This is a genomic window from Pigmentiphaga sp. NML030171, assembly GCF_002188635.1.
Lineage (GTDB): Bacteria > Pseudomonadota > Gammaproteobacteria > Burkholderiales > Burkholderiaceae_B > Pigmentiphaga > Pigmentiphaga daeguensis.
On record NZ_NINX01000033.1, the window covers coordinates 142321 to 159141 of the forward strand.

General features: G+C 68.7%; 13 protein-coding genes. 4 read left to right on the top strand and 9 right to left on the bottom strand.

Annotated elements, in window-relative coordinates:
• Positions 1–368: 368 nt before the first annotated feature.
• The 8 genes from CDO46_RS12890 to def form a co-directional block, all read right to left on the bottom strand.
• Positions 369–1838: a TrkH family potassium uptake protein gene (locus tag CDO46_RS12890; RefSeq protein WP_087838871.1), complete on the bottom strand. Its 1470-nt coding sequence runs from the start codon at positions 1836–1838 to the stop codon at positions 369–371.
• A gap of 18 nt (positions 1839–1856) precedes the next feature.
• The gene (trkA, locus tag CDO46_RS12895) at positions 1857–3233 is read right to left on the bottom strand and encodes a Trk system potassium transporter TrkA (protein ID WP_087838872.1); all 1377 of its coding nucleotides are present in this window, start codon (positions 3231–3233) and stop codon (positions 1857–1859) included.
• The gene (locus CDO46_RS12900) at positions 3230–3964 is read right to left on the bottom strand and encodes a response regulator (protein ID WP_087838873.1); all 735 of its coding nucleotides are present in this window, start codon (positions 3962–3964) and stop codon (positions 3230–3232) included. Before CDO46_RS12900 ends, trkA begins: the two co-directional genes overlap by 4 nt.
• 17 nt (positions 3965–3981) lie before the next feature.
• Complete coding sequence (locus tag CDO46_RS12905) at positions 3982–6438, bottom strand: PAS domain-containing sensor histidine kinase (protein WP_087839100.1); 2457 nt, start codon at positions 6436–6438, stop codon at positions 3982–3984.
• A 23-nt stretch (positions 6439–6461) separates the two neighbouring features.
• Entirely contained in the window at positions 6462–7328 is an 867-nt protein-coding gene (locus CDO46_RS28760) for a DUF4390 domain-containing protein (RefSeq protein ID WP_303395832.1), read from the bottom strand.
• Positions 7325–8644: a 16S rRNA (cytosine(967)-C(5))-methyltransferase RsmB gene (gene rsmB / locus CDO46_RS12915; RefSeq protein ID WP_087838874.1), complete on the bottom strand. Its 1320-nt coding sequence runs from the start codon at positions 8642–8644 to the stop codon at positions 7325–7327. Before rsmB ends, CDO46_RS28760 begins: the two co-directional genes overlap by 4 nt.
• A complete protein-coding gene (gene fmt / locus CDO46_RS12920) occupies positions 8644–9591 on the bottom strand; it encodes a methionyl-tRNA formyltransferase (RefSeq protein WP_087838875.1) in 948 nt (315 codons plus the stop codon). Before fmt ends, rsmB begins: the two co-directional genes overlap by 1 nt.
• Positions 9592–10074: 483 nt before the next feature.
• The gene (gene def, locus CDO46_RS12925; RefSeq protein ID WP_087838876.1) at positions 10075–10575 is read right to left on the bottom strand and encodes a peptide deformylase; all 501 of its coding nucleotides are present in this window, start codon (positions 10573–10575) and stop codon (positions 10075–10077) included.
• 273 nt (positions 10576–10848) lie between these two features.
• On the opposite strand from def, the gene dprA reads away from it, so the two are divergent.
• The 4 genes from dprA (at position 10849) to CDO46_RS12945 (ending at position 15969) form a co-directional block, all read left to right on the top strand.
• Positions 10849–11958: a DNA-processing protein DprA gene (gene dprA / locus CDO46_RS12930; RefSeq protein WP_087838877.1), complete on the top strand. Its 1110-nt coding sequence runs from the start codon at positions 10849–10851 to the stop codon at positions 11956–11958.
• Between the two features lie 104 nt (positions 11959–12062).
• Complete coding sequence (locus CDO46_RS12935) at positions 12063–12521, top strand: DUF494 family protein (RefSeq protein WP_087838878.1); 459 nt, start codon at positions 12063–12065, stop codon at positions 12519–12521.
• 222 nt (positions 12522–12743) lie between these two features.
• Complete coding sequence (locus tag CDO46_RS12940) at positions 12744–15395, top strand: DNA topoisomerase III (RefSeq protein ID WP_087838879.1); 2652 nt, start codon at positions 12744–12746, stop codon at positions 15393–15395.
• A gap of 13 nt (positions 15396–15408) precedes the next feature.
• Positions 15409–15969 carry an SET domain-containing protein gene (locus CDO46_RS12945; RefSeq protein ID WP_087838880.1) on the top strand — a complete coding sequence of 187 codons (561 nt, stop codon included), beginning with the start codon at positions 15409–15411 and terminating at the stop codon, positions 15967–15969.
• Positions 15970–16008: 39 nt separating this feature from the next.
• Here the strand turns inward: CDO46_RS12945 and CDO46_RS12950 are convergent, their stop codons facing one another.
• Positions 16009–16752, bottom strand: coding sequence for a glycine zipper 2TM domain-containing protein (locus CDO46_RS12950; protein ID WP_243724503.1), 744 nt, complete (start codon positions 16750–16752; stop codon positions 16009–16011).
• Positions 16753–16821 lie beyond the last annotated feature (69 nt).

Sequence of the window (16821 nt, forward strand, 5' to 3'; positions counted from 1 at the left end):
GCTCGATACCGGCTTAGGGCCCTAACCCTCGTACAGCTTCACCGCTCCTGCAAAACCTGGTCCATTCAATTGCCTGCGCAGCTCGGCGACATGCTGGGCCGCGCTGACCTCTATCCACAGCCGGGCCGGCCGGGATTGCCGGAGCAGCCTCGCCACGGTCACCCGCAGCGGCAGCTGCCCTACGCAACAAACGCACCCGGGCGCCAGCTGTACCAGTTCGACCCCCGGTGGGGCGGACAAAGTTCCCGGCCCGCCCTCCACAATCACCGCCTGTAACCCTTCGCTTACATGAGCCCGCGCCTCTTCCAGTGCCAGACTGCGCGCCTCACGTAAGTAAGCACCAACTAATATCACGACTGGGACCGGCTTCATTTCCGCCAGAATGCCCGGGTGAAGAGGACCAGTACAGCAAACAATTCCAAGCGGCCGATCAGCATGGCGAAGGTGCAGATCCAGGTCTGGGCGTCGCTCAGCACGGCGAACGTGCCTGCCGGACCGACATCCGCCAGGCCCGGGCCGGTGTTGCTGAGGCTGGCCAGGACGGCCGTGAAGGCGGTGACCGGATCCAGCCCCGTGTACAGCATGGCCATGGTCAGCGCCATCAGCGAGGCCCAGTACAACAGCATGAAGGCCATCACCGAGAACACGACCCGGTTGGGCACCGGCAGGCCACCGATGTGCACCGGGTTGATGGCGCGCGGGTGCAGGATGTGGATGAGTTCCCGGCGCGCCTGCTTGACCAGGATCACCACGCGGATCATCTTAATGCCGCCGCCGGTGGAACCTGCGCAAGTGGCGAAGCAGGACAGCACCAGCATCCAGACCGGGGCGAAGATGGGCCAGGTCGAATAGTCGGCGCTGACGAAGCCGGTGGTGGTCGCCACCGACACCGTGTTGAACAGCGCGAAGCGCAGGGCCGTCCAGACCGAGTCATAGTTGCCGCGCTCGAGCAGCAGCGCGGTGATGGCCGCCACCGAGATCGCCAGGACGGCCAGGTAGGCCTTGGCCTCGGTGCTGCGCCAGTAGGGCCCCAGGCTGCGGCGCCGGAAGGCCTGGAAGTGCAGGGTGAAACTGATGCCGGCGATGGTCATGAACACCACGGCCACCAGTTCGATGGCCGGCGAGTCGAAGGCGGCGAAGCTCGCGTCGCGGGTCGAGAATCCGCCCAGGCCGATAGTCGAGGCCATGTGGCAATAGGCCTCGTACCAGTTCATGCCCGCCATCCGGTAGGCCAGCAGGCACAGGACCGAGATCAGCATGTAGATGGCATACAGGCCCTTGGCCGTGCCGGTGATGCGCGGCGTGAGCTTCTCGTCCTTCATCGGGCCCGGCGTCTCGGCCCGGAACAATTGGCTGCCGCCCGCGCCCAGCATGGGCAGGATGGCCACCGCCAGCACCAGGATGCCCATGCCGCCTATCCAGACCAGGGTGCAGCGCCAGACGTTGATCGACGGCGGCAGGTTGTCCAGCCCGGAAAGCACCGTGGCACCGGTGGTCGTGATGCCGGACATGGCCTCGAAATAGGCGTCGGTCATCGACAGCGGCGCGCCGATCTGGTGGTAGTAGAACAGCAGCGGCAGGGTGGCGATCAGCGCCAGCACGCTCCAGACCAGGGACACCAGCAGGAAGCCGTCGCGCGGGGTCAGCTCGCGCCGCTGGCTGCGCGTCGCCAGGCTCAGCAGCAGTCCGGCGATCAGGCCGACGACCATGGCGCGGATGAACGCGTCCCGCGCCCCATCGGAAAAAATGAAGGACGTCGCCAGCGGTATCGCCATCGTCATCGAGAACAGGGCGATGACGAGTCCGAGGACGTGCAGGACCGGAATCAATTTGCGCATGCGGCGGGTCCGGAAGGATCAGAAGAAAGTCGCCGAGACCTGGAACAGCTTTTCCACTTGCGCGATCAGCCGCTGGTGCGCCACGAAGACGATGACATGGTCGTCCGATTCGATGACGGTGTCGTGGTGCGCCATCAGCACTTCATCCTGGCGCACCACGGCGCCGATGGTGGCGCCCTGCGGCAGGTCGATGTCCTCGATCCGGCGGCCCACGACCTTCGAGGATTTGGCGTCGCCGTGGGCGATGGCCTCCAGGGCCTCGGTCACGCCGTGCCGCAGGCGATGGACGGACACCACGTCGCCGCGCCGCACGTAGCGCAGCAATTCGCCGATGGTGGCCTCGGACGGCGAGATGGCGATGTCGATGCGCCCCCCCTCCATCAGCTCGCCATAGCTCTTGCGCCCGATCAGCGCGATCACCCGCCGGGCGCCCATGCGCTTGGCCAGCAGCGACGACATGATGTTGTCCTCGTCGTCACTGGTCAGCGCCAGGAACAGGTCCATCTCGGCGACGTTCTCGTCCTCCAGCAGGTTCTCGTCGGTGGCGTCGCCGTTCAGGATCAGGGACCGGCTGGGAAGCTGGGTGGCCAGGAATTCGCAGCGCTTGCGGTTGCGCTCGATGACCTTGACGTCGCAGTGATCGCTGATGCCGCGGGCCAGCCGCAGGCCGATGTTGCCGCCGCCGGCGATCATGACCCGCTTGACGCGCTTGTCGCTCTCGCGCAGCTCGCGGATGATCTGGCGCACGTGCCGGGTGTTGGCCAGGAACAGCACTTCGTCGCCCGGCTCGATGCGCGTGTCGCCCTCGGGCGGCACCAGCCGGTTGTTGCGGAAGATCGCGATGATGCGGACATCGGCGCCCGGCAGGCGCTCGCGCAGGGTCTGGATGGGCTGGTCCGCCAGCGGGCTGCCGGCGGCGGCGCGCACCGTCACGGCGCAGACGCGGCCGCCGGCGAAGTCCACCACCTGCAGCGCCTCGGGAATGTCGACCAGCTTCTCGATGTAGCTGGTCACGCTGCGCTCGGGACAGATCAGGTGATCGACGTCGAAACCGTCCTCGGCCATCAACTCCTCGTGGTCGAGGAACTCGGACGAGCGCACGCGCGCGATGCAGCGCGGCACGTTGAACACCTTCTTGGCGATCTTGCAGGCGACCAGGTTGCTTTCGTCGGCCGTCACGCAGGAAATGAAGAGATCGGCGTCGGCCGCCCCGGCCTCTTGCAGGGTGGACACGTGGGTGCCGTTGCCCATCAACCCCCGCAGGTCCAGGCGATCCTGCAGCACGGACAGACGGGCGCCGTCGGTGTCGATGACGGTAATGTCGTTGTGCTCGGATACCAGGTTCTCGGCCACGCTGGTCCCCACCTGGCCAGCGCCGAGTATCAGGATTTTCATACGCCTCGTTTACGCGAGAGTTCGATTCCCAGTTGCTTGAGCTTGCGGTACAGGTGGGTGCGCTCCAGTCCGGTCTTGTCGGCCACGCGGGTCATGCTGCCGCCCTCGCGCGCCAGGTGGTGCTCGAAATAGACCCGCTCGAACGCGTCGCGCGCCTCGCGCAGCGGCAGGTCGAGCGACAGGCTCAGCAGGGGCGAGCGCGGCTGGTTGTCGTGCATGGCCACCGCGCCCGCCGAGCGGTCGACGGCCGGCGCGAGCCCGGGGGCGGGCGCACGCATGCCGTCGCCGGTCGTGGGCGGCGCGGGCGCGTAACCCGGCATGGCGGGCCGCGCGGGGGCTTGCGGCGCGGCCGGCTTGGCGCCGGCCCGGCCCCGTTCCAGCGCGCCGGCGATGGTCTTGAGCAGGCGCGTCATCGTGATCGGCTTCTCGAGAAAATCGATCGCGCCGATGCGGGTCGCCTCGACCGCCGTATCGATGGTCGCGTGGCCGCTCATCATGATGACGGGCATGTCGAGCAGGTCCTGGGCCGCCCATTCCTTGAGCAGCGTCACGCCATCGGTGTCGGGCATCCAGATATCGAGCAGGACCACGTCGGGACGATTGGCGGCGCGCAGCGCGCGCGCGGCCGCGGCATTCTCGGCCAGATCGACCGTATGCCCTTCGTCGTAAAGAATTTCCGACAGGAGTTCGCGGATGCCGACCTCGTCGTCAACCACCAAAATTCTGGCCATATCTTTAGAAACCTCTGTTACGCGGACTGCGCCCCCGCAGTCTCGGAAAAACGCGACGCATCGTGTGCAACGTCCGTACCCCCGGCAAGCCGAGTGAATAGTATAGAGACCATTGCCCCTCCTTCGGGCCGGTTGGCAAGATCAATTCTGCCTCCGTGCTCCTCGACGATCTTCTTGACGATGGCCAGCCCCAGCCCCGTCCCCCGCGCCTTGGTCGTGATGTAGGGCTCGAAGGCGCGCTGCAGGATGCGGGCGGCGAAGCCGGTACCCGTATCGGTCACCATGAATTTGATGGACGCGTGCTCGCGGCCGTCGGGCAGCCGCGTCTGGATCAGGCGCGTGCTGACCGAGATGCGGTCGCTGGACGTGGGTCCGGCCGGCGCGCCTTCCCCCGCCTGGCGGGCCGCCTCCTTGGCCTTCTCTTCGATGGAGTCGCGGGCGTTGGCGATCAGGTTGTGGATGACCTGGCGCAGCTGGGTGGCGTCGCCGCGCACGCGCGGCAGCACCGATGCCAGGTCCACCGACAGCGCGATGTTGCCCGTGCCGGCCTTCAGCACGCCGCCCGCCGTGTCCCATCCGTACAGGGTCAGGACCTCGGCCACCAGCTCGTTCAGGTCCAGCAGCTGGTGCTGGGCCGGCGGCGTCCTGGCGTATTCGCGGAAATCATCCACCATGCGCTGCATGGAACTGACCTGGTTGATGATGGTGGTGGTCGAGCGCTTGAGCATGTCGGCGTCGGGCTGCGCGAGCTTGTCGGCCAGCTTGATGGCGATCCGCTCGGCCGAGAGCTGGATGGGCGTCAGCGGGTTCTTGATCTCGTGCGCCAACCGCCGCGCGACCTCGCCCCACGCGACCGCGCGGTTGGCAGAGATGACCTCGGTAATGTCGTCGAACACCACCACGTAGCCCCCACTCGCTCCCGCCACCGGCAGGTGTGATCCTCGCGCGAGCAGGGTAATCGTATTGTCGTCGCCGGTGGGATCGGAATTGTTACCTTCGCGCGCGCCGTCCGCCTCGGCGGCCGGCTGCGGCCGGACGATCTCGAACTGCTGCTGCCAGTATTGGCGCCCGGTGCCCGCCGCCGCGTGCTCGGCGAACGCCGTGCGTATAGTCTGCGCGAAGGCGGTCAGCCCGTCTATGGTCTCCAGCGGCCGCCCGGTGACCGCGCGCAGGTCCACCCGCAGGATCTGCTGGGCGCCGCGGTTCACGGTGGCCACGCGGAAGGCCTCGTCGAACACCAGCACTCCCGACGACAGGTTCGACAGGATGCTTTCCAGATAGACGTTGCTGCGTTCGAGCTGGCGCCGGTTGCTCTCGACCATCCGGCGCGCCTCGTCCAGCTGGCGGGTCATGGCGTTGAACGAGCGGGTCAGTTGGCCCAGTTCGTCGCTCTGGGGCGGTTCGGGAATGGGCCGGTAGTCGCCCACGCCCACCGCCTGCGTGCCCTCGGCCAGGCGCAGCAGCGGCCGCACCATCCGCGACGACAGCGAAAAGGCCGCCGCGATCGCCGCGAACACCGCCAGCAGCAGCGCCAGGGTCAGCGTGATGCCGTACAGCTTGCGCAGGCCCACCCGCGACAGCGACAGCTCCTGGTAGTCGCGGTAGCCGCTCTGGACTTCCTCGGCGTTGCTGGCGATCTGTTCGGGCACGCCCTGCAACAATTGCAGGTAGCGCGACTCGGCGGGCAGCACCCCGGGCAGCTCGAAGCCGCCGACGGGCGCGATGGGCACGATCACGCGCAGGCGCAGGGCGCCGCCATTGGACGTGTCGCGGGTCGTGCCCAACGGCCCCTGCACGCCCTCCACGGTGGTCGGGCTGGCAGTGCTGTTGGCCTCGGCGGCGGCATAGGAACGCGCGATCTTCAGTTGCCGCAGCACCTGCGGCGTGGGCGTCTCCGGCACCAGCGAGCCGTAGGAATTGGTGGACCAGGCGATGACCCGCCCGCTGGAGGTGAACACCATCGCGTCCTGCACCCCGACCTGCTCGCGCAGCCGCGTCAGCGACAGCCCCACGTTCGATTCCTGGTTGTCGCCCAGTTCGATCGACATGGTGCGCGCCTTGGCATTCATCTCCTGGAGCTGCGAGTCCAGCGCCGCCCGGCCGAGATTCAGGCCGGACTCGAGCGCGGTGTCCACCCGCACGTTGAACCACGACTCGATGGAGCGCGACAGGAACTGCACCGACAGCATGTAGATCAGGACGCCGGGCACCACCCCCACCAGCGCGAACGCCAGCGCGAAACGGGAGGTGAGCCGGGCGCCGAACTGTCCACGCCGCAGTTGCCCCATCAGCCTGACGGTCAGCACGACCACCCAGGCGAACAGCGCCAGGGCGATGATGGCATTGAGCCCCAGCAGCAGGCCGTACTGTTGCTCGAGGCGGGAGGAGTTGCCGGTGGACCAGGCCAGCAGGAACAGCAGCAAGAGGGCGCTCACGCCGCCCATGCCCAGGAGGACGCGCAGGAAGCGGTTCAGGATACGCACGCGGCGGGTTCGCATCATTGGGACTCCGTGGGAGGAGTCAGGCCCAGTCCCCCCGGATGCGCGTGGGGCGATCCGCCTGGCGGGACCAGGCCGTTGCCGCCGGCGGAGGCGCCGTTGGCGGGGACGATGGGCGCGGACGGCGACGGGGGCGCCGACTGGGCGGGAACGGATTGCATGGGGGCGGACGGCGCGGCACCGGGGCCGGAACCGGCGGGAGGCTGCACGGCATAAGGCGGCGGCAAGGGCGGCGGCGGCAGGCCGGGCTGGGCGGCGGGGGGCGGCGCGGCACCGGAGCTGGGCGGCGGCGCGGGCTCCTTGCCCAGGCGCACGTTGAATTCCGTCCAGGGCGTCGCGAGCGACCAGTCGCTGCTGTTCAGGGCATTGACCTGGAACGGCTTGGACAACTGGGAGATGTCGAAACGCACGCGCAGCCGGCCTTCGTAGCGGGTGTCGGGATTCAGCGCGTCGCGGTCGCCGATGCGCCAGTTGCGTACATGGCGCACGACCGACAAGGCCTCGACCAGGGATCCCACGGGCAGCGCGAGGTTGCCCGAATGCACGCGCCACTGGCGCGTCAGCGGGTTGTAGACGATGCGCCAGGTCTGGTTCGAGGACAGCACGACCTCGTCGAACCAGTACCAGCGGGGGCGGCGGATCTCGACCTCGACCGAAAAGTAGAGCGGCAATCCGCGCGCGACGGCATCCTCGAGCTGGTTGTTCAGGTCAAGCAGGACATCGGCGCTCAGGAGCAGGTCGCGGCCGCGTTCGGTCACCGTCACGGACTGGACGGCGGGCTCGGATGCCGGGGCTTGGCCGCCCCACAGCAACATCAGGGCGACGACCGGCAGGATCAGGACGCGGCGGAGTCGGAGAATGATCAAACCTTGGCAAACAACGCGTAGAAAAAACCATCGTGCTGCTCGGCCGGCCGATCAGGCTCCGCCTGCGTGAGCAATTGCCCCGGCGCAGGCAGCCGCGCCGCATCGGGGTGCCTGAGCTGGAAAGCCTCGGCTTGCCTGGCCCCCTCCGCGGGAAAAATCGAGCAGGTTGCATAGAGCAATTTACCACCGGGCGCCACCACCTGCCACAAGGCATCGGCAATCCGCGCCTGGAGCGCGGCGGTATTGGCGACATCCCCCTCGCGCCGCAGCCAGCGGATGTCCGGATGGCGCCGGACGATGCCCGACGCCGTGCACGGCACGTCGGCCAGCACCGCGTCGAAGGGCCGCCCGTCCCACCAGGTCTCCAGGTCGGCCACGTCGGCGGCCTGCGTGCGCGCAGACAGGCCCAGCCGCGCCAGGTTGGCATCCACCCGCTCCAGCCTGCCGGCGTCGATGTCCAGCGCCAGCAGGTCGAGATCCGCCAGTTCCAGCAGATGCGCCGTCTTGCCGCCCGGCGCGGCGCAGGCGTCCAGCACACGCATGCCGTCCTTCACCTGGAGCAGCGGCGCCGCCAGTTGCGCAGCGGCATCCTGGACCGACCACCAACCCTCGGCGAAGCCCGGCAACTGCTGCACGGGCCGGGGCTGGGACAGCGCGACGCCCGCCTCGCCCACCGGCAGGGCCTCTACCCCGGCGGCGCGGAAGGCCTCGATCAGCGCCTCGCGGCTGGTGCGGCGGCGGTTGACGCGCAGGACCATCGCCGGCGGCCGGTTGGCGGCGCGCAGCAGCGACTGCCAATGGTCAGGATATTCGATGCGCAGGCGCCGCACCCACCAGTCGGGATGGTTCCAGACGGCTTCGGGGCGGCGGGCGGCGGTCTCCATCAGGCTGTCGCGCTCGCGCAGGAAACGCCGCAGGCTGCCGTTGACCAGTCCCTTGAACGGCGCGAGCGAACGCTGGCCCGCGGCGGCGCGCACGGCCTGGTCCACTACCGTGTGGGGCGCATAACTGACGCCAGCCGCGGCGGCTTCGCGCTCGTCCGCCACCAGCAGCGCGAACGCCGTCAGCAGCAGGGCGTCGAGCAGCGGATCGGCCGGCTTGCGGGGAATCAGCGCCTGCTTGACCGCGCGGGCCAGGCCCAGTTGGCGCATGGCGTGGAAAGACACCGCCTGGGCGGCCGGCCGCAGCGGCGCGGCAACGCGCGACAGCGCATCGGTCAGCGAGACGCCCGCCAGCACGCCCTGGACAGCGCGCGCGGCGGCCAGCAGCACGTCCGACAAGGGCGCCGACATGGGCCCGGAGGCAGGCGGCGCCATCAGGAAAGATCGGGGCTCCAGCCCCGCACGAAGACGTCGACCGGCTGGCGCTTGCCGCCGGCCTTCTGCAATTCGGTCAGGCGCAGGATGCCCTGGCCGGTGGCCAGGTCCACGCCGGCGGCGCCGGCGCGCACGACGCTGCCCGGGCTGGCCGGCGACGCCTCGTCCAGCGCCTCGGCCCGCCATACCTTGACCGGATCGGCCAGGCCGGGCAGCCGCACCGTCGCCCCCGGCACCGGATTGAAGGCCAGGATGCGACGCGCCAGCTCGGCGGCCGGACGCGAGCAATCGAGCGCCGCCTCGGCCTTGTCCAGCTTGGCGGCGTAGGTCACGCCCCGGGCGGGCTGCGGCGTGGCCGGCAGGCCGCCTTCCTCCAGGCGCGCCAGCGCCCGCACGATCAGTTCGCCGCCCAGCACGGCCAGGCGGTCGTGCAATTCGCCGGCGGTCTGGCCCGCCTCGATGGGCAGGGAACCTTCGAGCAGCATGTCGCCGGTATCCAGGCCGGCATCCATCTGCATGATGGTGATCCCGGTCCGCGCGTCGCCCGCCTCGATGGCGCGCTGGATGGGCGCGGCGCCGCGCCAGCGCGGCAGCAGGCTGGCATGGATGTTCAGGCAGCCCAGGCGCGGAATGTCCAGCACCGCCTGGGGCAGGATCAGGCCGTAGGCGGCCACGATCATCGCGTCGGCCCGCGCCGCGCGCAGGGCCTCGTGGGCCTGGGCGGCCTCGTCGGGATACTTGCCGTCCAGCCGCAGGCTGCGCGGCTGCAGCACCGGCACGCCCGCCTCCAGCGCCGCCGTCTTGACCGGACTGGGCGTCAGCTTGAGCCCGCGCCCGGCCGGCCGGTCCGGCTGGGTCAGGACCAGGCCGATCGTATGCCCGGCCCCGATCAGGGCCTGCAGGGCGACTTTTGCGAATTCCGGCGTACCGGCGAAGACCAGATGCATCTAGAGTACCCCCCTACGCGCTTCGCGCGCCCCCCAGGGGACGATGCGAGTGGACCGGAAGGGAAGTCCACCCCCAAGCGGCCTTCGGCCGCTCCCCCTCAAGGGGGCGGCGCTGGCGGACCGGCAAAGCCGGATCCGCGGCACCCTGGATCTGGACTCCCTGCTTGGCGCGCGGCCTTGCACGCCGCTTCCTGCGCGGGCGGGATGGGATTATTGATTGTCGGAGGGGGAATGATACATGGTCCCCCCCTACGCGCTTGATACATGGTCCCCCCCCCTACGCGCTTGCGCGCGCCCCCCAGGGGGCGATGCGGGTGGACCGGCAAAGCCGGATCCACCGCATCCTGGGTCTTCGTGGGGTATCTCGGTGCGAAGCACCGCATGCTTGCTTTGATCTTAGGCGCCGCGGATCCGGCTTTGCCGGTCCGCTAGCGCCGCCCCCTTGAGGGGGAGCGGCCGAAGGCCGCTTGGGGGTGGGCTTCCCTAGACCTTTTCCAGCTTGCGCAGCTTGGTCTTGATGCGGCTTTGCTTGAGGGGGGAGAGGTATTCGACGAAGACCTTGCCTTCCAGGTGGTCGAGTTCGTGCTGGACGCAGACGGCCAGGATGCCTTCGGCGTCGAATTCGTAGCGTTCGCCCTGTTCGTTGGTGGCCTCGACCTTGATGCGGGCGGCGCGCTTGACCTCGTCGTAGATGCCGGGCACCGACAGGCAGCCTTCCTCGTAGACCTGGGTTTCCTCGCTCTTCCAGGTGATGACCGGGTTGATCAGGACGAGCAGGTCGTCGTTGTTCTCGGACACGTCGATGACCACGATGCGCTCGTGGATATCGACCTGGGTGGCGGCCAGCCCGATACCCGGCGCGGCGTACATGGTCTCGGCCATGTCGCGGACGATGCGGCGGATGCGGTCGTCGACCACCGCCACCGGCTTGGCTTTCTTGTGCAGCCTTGCGTCGGGATAGTGAAGAATGGGTAGCAATGCCATGATCGTGTTGCCGTTGCCCCTCGGACAGGGGCCATTTCAGAATAAATGGGGCCGGTTGGCCGGGATCCAAGGGGCAAGATACCACAGCTTCCCGGCGAGTCCGGCCGCCCGCGCGAGGCGGGATCGCGGGGATCCCCGCTATTTATATAGCGGGAGGCGAGCGCCGTCCCTGGCCATTGGACGCGCCGGCGCGCGATCCGTTCAGCGGCGAGGCGGGACATCGATGTCCTGCCCGGGGCTACCCTGCGGCGCCTGCCATGTTTAGATAGCGGCATGCCTCTCGCCCACACTCCGGAAGAACTGTCCGCCTGGCTGCGGCTTACCCTCGAACCCGGCATCGGACCGGCCACCGCGCGCGAACTGTTGCAAGCGGTCGGATTGCCGCAGCGCCTTTACAGCCTGTCCCGCGACGAACTGGCGGCCCTGTTGCCGCCACCGCTGGCCGCGCAGCTGGCCCGTTCGCCGTCGCCCCAGCACGCCGCCACCCTGGAACGCACCCTGCGCTGGGCCGAACACCCCGGCCACCACCTCCTGACGCTGGCCGACGCCGGCTATCCCCGGGCGCTGCTGGCCATCCACGACCCGCCGCCGCTGCTCTACCTGGCGGGCGATCCGTCCCGGCTGTCGCCGCAGGCCATCGCCATCGTCGGGGCCCGCCACGCCACGCCCGACGGCATGGCGAACGCGCGCGCCTATGCCCGCCACCTGGCGCAGCGGGGCTGGTGCATCGTCAGCGGCCTGGCGCTGGGCATAGACACCGCCGCCCACGAAGGCGCGCTCGAGGCCGGCGCCGCCGGCGGCGGCACGGTCGCGGTGGTGGGCACGGGGGTCGACGTGGTCTATCCGCCCCGCAACCGAGGCCTGGCCGAGCGCATCGCCGCGCAAGGAGCCATCGTGTCCGAGTTCCCGCTGGGCCTGCCCGCGCTGCCGCACCAGTTCCCCCGGCGCAACCGGCTGGTGGCCGGACTGACGCAAGGCACGCTGGTGGCCGAGGCGGCCGCACGCAGCGGCTCGCTGATCACCGCCCGGCTGGCGGCCGACGCCGGCCGCGAGGTCTTCGCCATCCCGGGATCCATCCATTCGCCGCTGTCGCGAGGGTGCCACGCCCTGATCCGGCAGGGCGCCAAGCTGGTGGAATCGGCGCAGGACATCCTGGACGAGCTGGGCGCCGGTTCCGGATCCGCAGCGCCGCCGCCGGAACCGGCGCTGCCGCGGGATCCGGTGCTGGCGGGCATGGGCTACGGCCCCGTCCACGTCGACGCGCTGGCGGCGCGCACGGGCCTGGCGGTCCCGCAATTGCAGGCCAGGCTGCTCGAGCTGGAGCTGCGGGGGCTGATCGCCCGGCTCGACGGCGGCCGCTACCAGGCCACGCCCATGCGCTGAATCCCCTTGTGTGCCGCGCACACAACGCATGAGCAGCAAATGCCGGGCAATTTGCCTAGGGATGCAATTCAGCGTACAGTGGATCCAGCCTTACACGCTGACTTATGTTCGAAATTCTCGTCTACCTCTTCGAGAACTACTACACGCCGGAAGCGTGCCCGGACCCGGAAACGCTGGCGCGCAAGCTTGCCGCCGCCGGCTTCGAAGACGATGAAATCGACGACGCCCTGACCTGGCTGTCCGGGCTTGCCGAATCCACTCATCGTTGTGTCGATCTCGCCCTTGTTCCCAGTAGCGGCTGTCGTATCTACGCCGAGGCCGAGTATCGCCAGCTCGGATCGGAAGCGATCGGCTTCATCGCCTTCCTGGAGTCGGCGGGCGTGCTGTCGTCCCCCCTGCGCGAGATTGTGATCGACCGCGCCTTCGCGCTGGGCGAGGCCCCCGTGCCCCTGGACAAGCTGAAGATCATCGTCCTGATGGTGCTGTGGAGCCAGGAAACCGAGATCGACAACCTGATCCTGGAAGAACTGCTGGAAGACGGCAGCGCCCGGCAGCTGCATTAGCCCCCCTACGCGCTGACGCGTGCCCAGTATGGTGAGCCCCCAAGGGGGCCGGGGGTTGTTTTCGATGGAAACAAGTCTTAATCCGGGGCGCTTCGAAAGGCGGAGCCGGCGTTTTTTGGCTTGGTGGGCATAGGCCCGACTTGCGCTGCTTAAAAATCCCCCCGTATCATCCGGCGCTTTGACGCACTATTTGTTCGCGTCGGCTCCGTCAACTGGAAGTCAATGGGCAAAACTCTGATCATCGCCGAGAAACCTTCGGTCGCGCTGGACATTTCCCGCGCGCTGGGCGGGTTCAAGCGCGAAGGCGATTATTTCGAAAGCGACGACTACGTGCTTTCGTCCAGCGTCGGGCACCTGCTCACCCTCGTGGCGCCCAACGATCCGGTCAAGGGCAAGTGGAGCTTCACCCATCTGCCGGTGATTCCTCCCGAGTTCGAGCTGGGGCCGGCCGACAAGCGCTCGGAAGAGCGCCTGCGCCTGCTGGTGCGGCTGATCAAGCGCAAGGACGTGGACGCCCTGATCAACGCCTGCGACGCGGGACGCGAAGGCGAGTTGATCTTCCGCTACATCGCCCAGTACGCAAAGACCAACAAGCCCATCAAGCGGCTGTGGCTGCAATCGATGACGCAGCAGGCCATCCGCGACGCCTTCGCCGACCTGCGCTCGGACGCCGCGCTGCAGCCACTGGAAGCCGCGGCGCGCTCGCGCGCCGAGGCCGACTGGCTGGTGGGCATCAACGGCACGCGGGCGATGACGGCCTTCAACAGCAAGGACGGCGGCTTCTTCAAGACCACGGTGGGCCGGGTGCAGACGCCCACGCTGGCCATCGTGTCCGAGCGCGAGGAGCGCATCCGCCAGTTCGTGCCGCGCGACTACTGGGAAGTGCGCGCGCAGTTCGTCGCCGCCGCCGGCCTGTACGAGGGCCGCTGGTTCGACCCCAAGCACGTCAAGGATCCGCAGGACCCCGAGAAGCGCGAATCGCGCCTGTGGAGCAAGGCCGCCGCCGAGTCGGTCGTGGCGGCCTGCCGCGAGCGCACGGGTTCGGTCACGGAAGAATCCAAGCCGTCCACCCAGTTGTCCGGACTGCTGTACGACCTGACCACGCTGCAACGCGAGGCCAACTCGCGCTTCGGCTTCTCGGCCAAGACCACGCTGGCGCTGGCCCAGACCCTGTACGAACGCCACAAGGCGCTGACCTACCCGCGTACCGACTCGCGCTACCTGCCCGAGGACTACCTGGGCACGGTGCGCCAGACCATGCAGACGCTGGCCGCCAGCCGGCCCGGCTATGCGCCGTTCGCCTCGAAGATCCTGGACAGCGGCTGGGTCAAGCCCAATCGCCGCGTGTTCGACAACAAGAAGGTGTCGGACCACTTCGCCATCATCCCGACGCTGCAGGCACCGCGCGAGTTGAGCGAGGCCGAGGCCAAGCTGTACGACCTGGTGGTCAAGCGCTTCCTGGCGGTGTTCTTCCCGGCGGCCGAATTCCTGGTGACGACCCGGATCACCGAGGTCGCGGGCCACCATTTCAAGACCGAGGGCAAGGTCCTGGTCAATCCGGGCTGGATGGCCGTCTACGGCCGCGACGCGCAGGGCGAGGACGCCAACCTGGTGCCGGTCGCCCCTGGCGAGCAGGTGCGTACCGAGGAAGTCGAGGCCGTGGGCCTGGTGACCAAGCCGCCCGCCCGCTACACGGAAGCGACGCTGCTGTCGGCCATGGAAGGCGCGGGCAAGCTGGTCGACGACGAAGAGCTGCGCGAGGCCATGTCCGCGCGCGGCCTGGGTACGCCGGCCACGCGCGCGGGCATCATCGAAGGGCTGATCAACGAACTCTACCTGCGCCGCGAAGGCCGCGAGCTGGTGCCCACCGCCAAGGCGCGCCAGTTGATGACGCTGCTGTCGGGCCTGGACGTGGACGAGCTGACCTCGCCCGAGCTGACCGGCGAGTGGGAGCACAAGCTGTCGCAGATCGAACGCGGCCAGTTGGCGCGCGAGGCCTTCATGCGCGAGATCGCGCAGATGACCCAGGTCATCGTCAAGCGCGCGAAGGAATACGACCGCGACACCGTGCCTGGCGACTATGCCACCCTGACCACGCCGTGTCCGAAATGCGGCGCCGTGGTCAAGGAGAACTACCGGCGCTACGCCTGCACCGCCTGCGATTTCTCGATCAGCAAGCACCCGGGCGGGCGCACCTTCGAACTGCAGGAAGTCGAGGAATTGCTGGCCAAGCGCGAGATCGGCCCCCTGAACGGCTTCATCAGCAAGATGGGCCGACCCTTCTCGGCCATCCTGCGCATCACCGACGACTACAAGCTGGAGTTCGACTTCGGCCAGGCCGACGAGGAATCCTCCGAAGCCGTGGACTTCTCCGGCCAGACGCCGGTGGGCCCGTGCCCGAAATGCGGCTCGAACGTGTTCGAACACGGCATGAGCTTCGTGTGCGAGAAGTCGGTCGGGCCGCAACGTTCGTGCGACTTCCGCTCGGGCAAGGTCATCCTCCAGCAGGAAATCACGGCCGAGCAGATGGCCAAGCTGCTGACCGAAGGACGCACCGACCTGCTGCAGAACTTCGTCTCCAGCCGCACCAATCGCAAGTTCAAGGCCTTTCTGGTCCGGCAGCCCGATGGCAAGATAGGCTTCGAGTTCGAGCCGCGCCCCGCCAAGGGCGGCAAGGCGGGCGAGGATGCGCCGGCGGCCCGGAAGACGGCGGCAAAGAAAGCCGCCAGCCAGGACGAAGCCGTCGCGGCGCCGGCGAAGAAGGCCCCCGCCAAGAAGGCGGCGGCCAAGAAAGCCGCGCCGCGCAAGACCGCCGCCAAGAAAGCCCCCGCGAAGAAAACCGCCAGGAAGGCGGCCGCGAAGACCTCCAGCTGAGCCGTAGAGCCCAATGACCGTCAAGAAGAAAACGCCCTCACGGGCGCGCAAGTCTCCTGTTGTCGAGCAGCCCGCCGAGGATCGCGTGGACGTCGATCCCGGCCCCGGCGGCAAGCCCTGGTATGTCGTGCGCCGCTCGCGGGTGCATGGAACCGGTGTGTTCGCGGCCCGCAAGATCCCCGCCGGCACCCGTGTCATCGAGTACGCGGGCGAACGCATCAGCGCGGCCGAAGCCGACCGCCGCCACCCGGTCAATCCCGAGGATCCGTACCACACCTTCTTCTTCGCGCTGGAAAGCGGCAAGGTGATCGACGGCGGCAGCCAGGGCAACGATGCGCGCTGGATCAACCACGCCTGCGAGCCCAACTGCGAAGCGGAGGAAACGGACGATGGCCGCGTCTTCATCGTCTCGCAGCATCCCATCGAACGCGGCGAAGAGCTCAATTATGACTACGGCCTGGTCATCGACGAGCGCATCACGCCGACGTTGAAGAAGAACTATCAGTGCTTGTGCGGCGCCGACTCGTGCCGGGGCACGATGCTGGCGTTGAAGCGGCGCAAGAAGAAAGCCTGAGGGCGGGAACCGGGCGGCGGCGCCGCCCGGTCCGGCCGGTCAGTTGTAGTCGCCGACCCGCATCGCCTGGGAGTCGCCGCCGTTGCGGGACACTACCGAGCCGTTCACGACGCGCACCGGATCGCCGCTGCGCCACGGATAGGCCGAGGCGCTATGGAAAGTGCGCACGCTGCCGTCGTCCATCCTGACGGTCATCTCGTACTGCGTCGAGCTGCGCACACGCTTCTCGACCTCGTTGCCCGCGTAGGCGCCGCCCAGGGCACCCAGCACCGTCAGCGCGGTACGGCCGCTGCCGCCACCGAACTGGTTGCCGACCACGCCGCCCACGACACCGCCGCCGACCGCGCCCAGGCCCGTTCCCTGGCCCTGGACCTGCACGGCGCGCACGCTCTCGACCGTTCCGCAGTTGCCGCAGGTGGCCGCCACCGGCCGCGCCGGTTCGCGATAGACCGGGGCAGGGCGGCTGGCGGCGCGCGTCGGCGCGGCACGCTCGGCCGCGGCCTGCTTCGCCGGAGCCGGCGCATGGGCCGAGGCCTTGCCGAAATCCCGGCCACCGGCCGGGGCGGACGCTTCGGTCAGCTCTTGCGTGGGGGCCGACTTGGCCAGCGGCGAGGGCAGCAGTCCGGTCAGGACGCCCACGCCGACGGCGGCCAGGACGATGATGCTGATGGCTGCGGCGGCCACCAGCGGATGCAGCGCGACGGCTCCCCGCATGCTGCGATGCGCGCGCGCGAAGGCGGCGTCGATGGGGATTCGGGAACCGGAAGAAGTACCGGAAAACATGGCGTCACTCCGCTCGTAAGGTTCACGTAAGTTACCTCCAAGCGGCCTTCCATGTTGTTTCGGGGCGTG

Excerpts from the sequence above, each read along its gene's own strand:
- CDO46_RS12945 (WP_087838880.1), top strand. The coding sequence starts at position 15,409 with ATGACCGTCAAGAAGAAAACGCCCTCACGGGCGCGCAAGTCTCCTGTT.
- CDO46_RS12940 (WP_087838879.1), top strand. The coding sequence starts at position 12,744 with ATGGGCAAAACTCTGATCATCGCCGAGAAACCTTCGGTCGCGCTGGAC.
- rsmB (WP_087838874.1), bottom strand. The coding sequence starts at position 8,644 with ATGGCGCCGCCTGCCTCCGGGCCCATGTCGGCGCCCTTGTCGGACGTG.
- def (WP_087838876.1), bottom strand. The coding sequence starts at position 10,575 with ATGGCATTGCTACCCATTCTTCACTATCCCGACGCAAGGCTGCACAAG.
- CDO46_RS12935 (WP_087838878.1), top strand. The coding sequence starts at position 12,063 with ATGTTCGAAATTCTCGTCTACCTCTTCGAGAACTACTACACGCCGGAA.
- CDO46_RS12900 (WP_087838873.1), bottom strand. The coding sequence starts at position 3,964 with ATGGCCAGAATTTTGGTGGTTGACGACGAGGTCGGCATCCGCGAACTC.
- trkA (WP_087838872.1), bottom strand. The coding sequence starts at position 3,233 with ATGAAAATCCTGATACTCGGCGCTGGCCAGGTGGGGACCAGCGTGGCC.
- CDO46_RS12950 (WP_243724503.1), bottom strand. The coding sequence starts at position 16,752 with ATGTTTTCCGGTACTTCTTCCGGTTCCCGAATCCCCATCGACGCCGCC.
- dprA (WP_087838877.1), top strand. The coding sequence starts at position 10,849 with ATGCCTCTCGCCCACACTCCGGAAGAACTGTCCGCCTGGCTGCGGCTT.
- fmt (WP_087838875.1), bottom strand. The coding sequence starts at position 9,591 with ATGCATCTGGTCTTCGCCGGTACGCCGGAATTCGCAAAAGTCGCCCTG.
- CDO46_RS12890 (WP_087838871.1), bottom strand. The coding sequence starts at position 1,838 with ATGCGCAAATTGATTCCGGTCCTGCACGTCCTCGGACTCGTCATCGCC.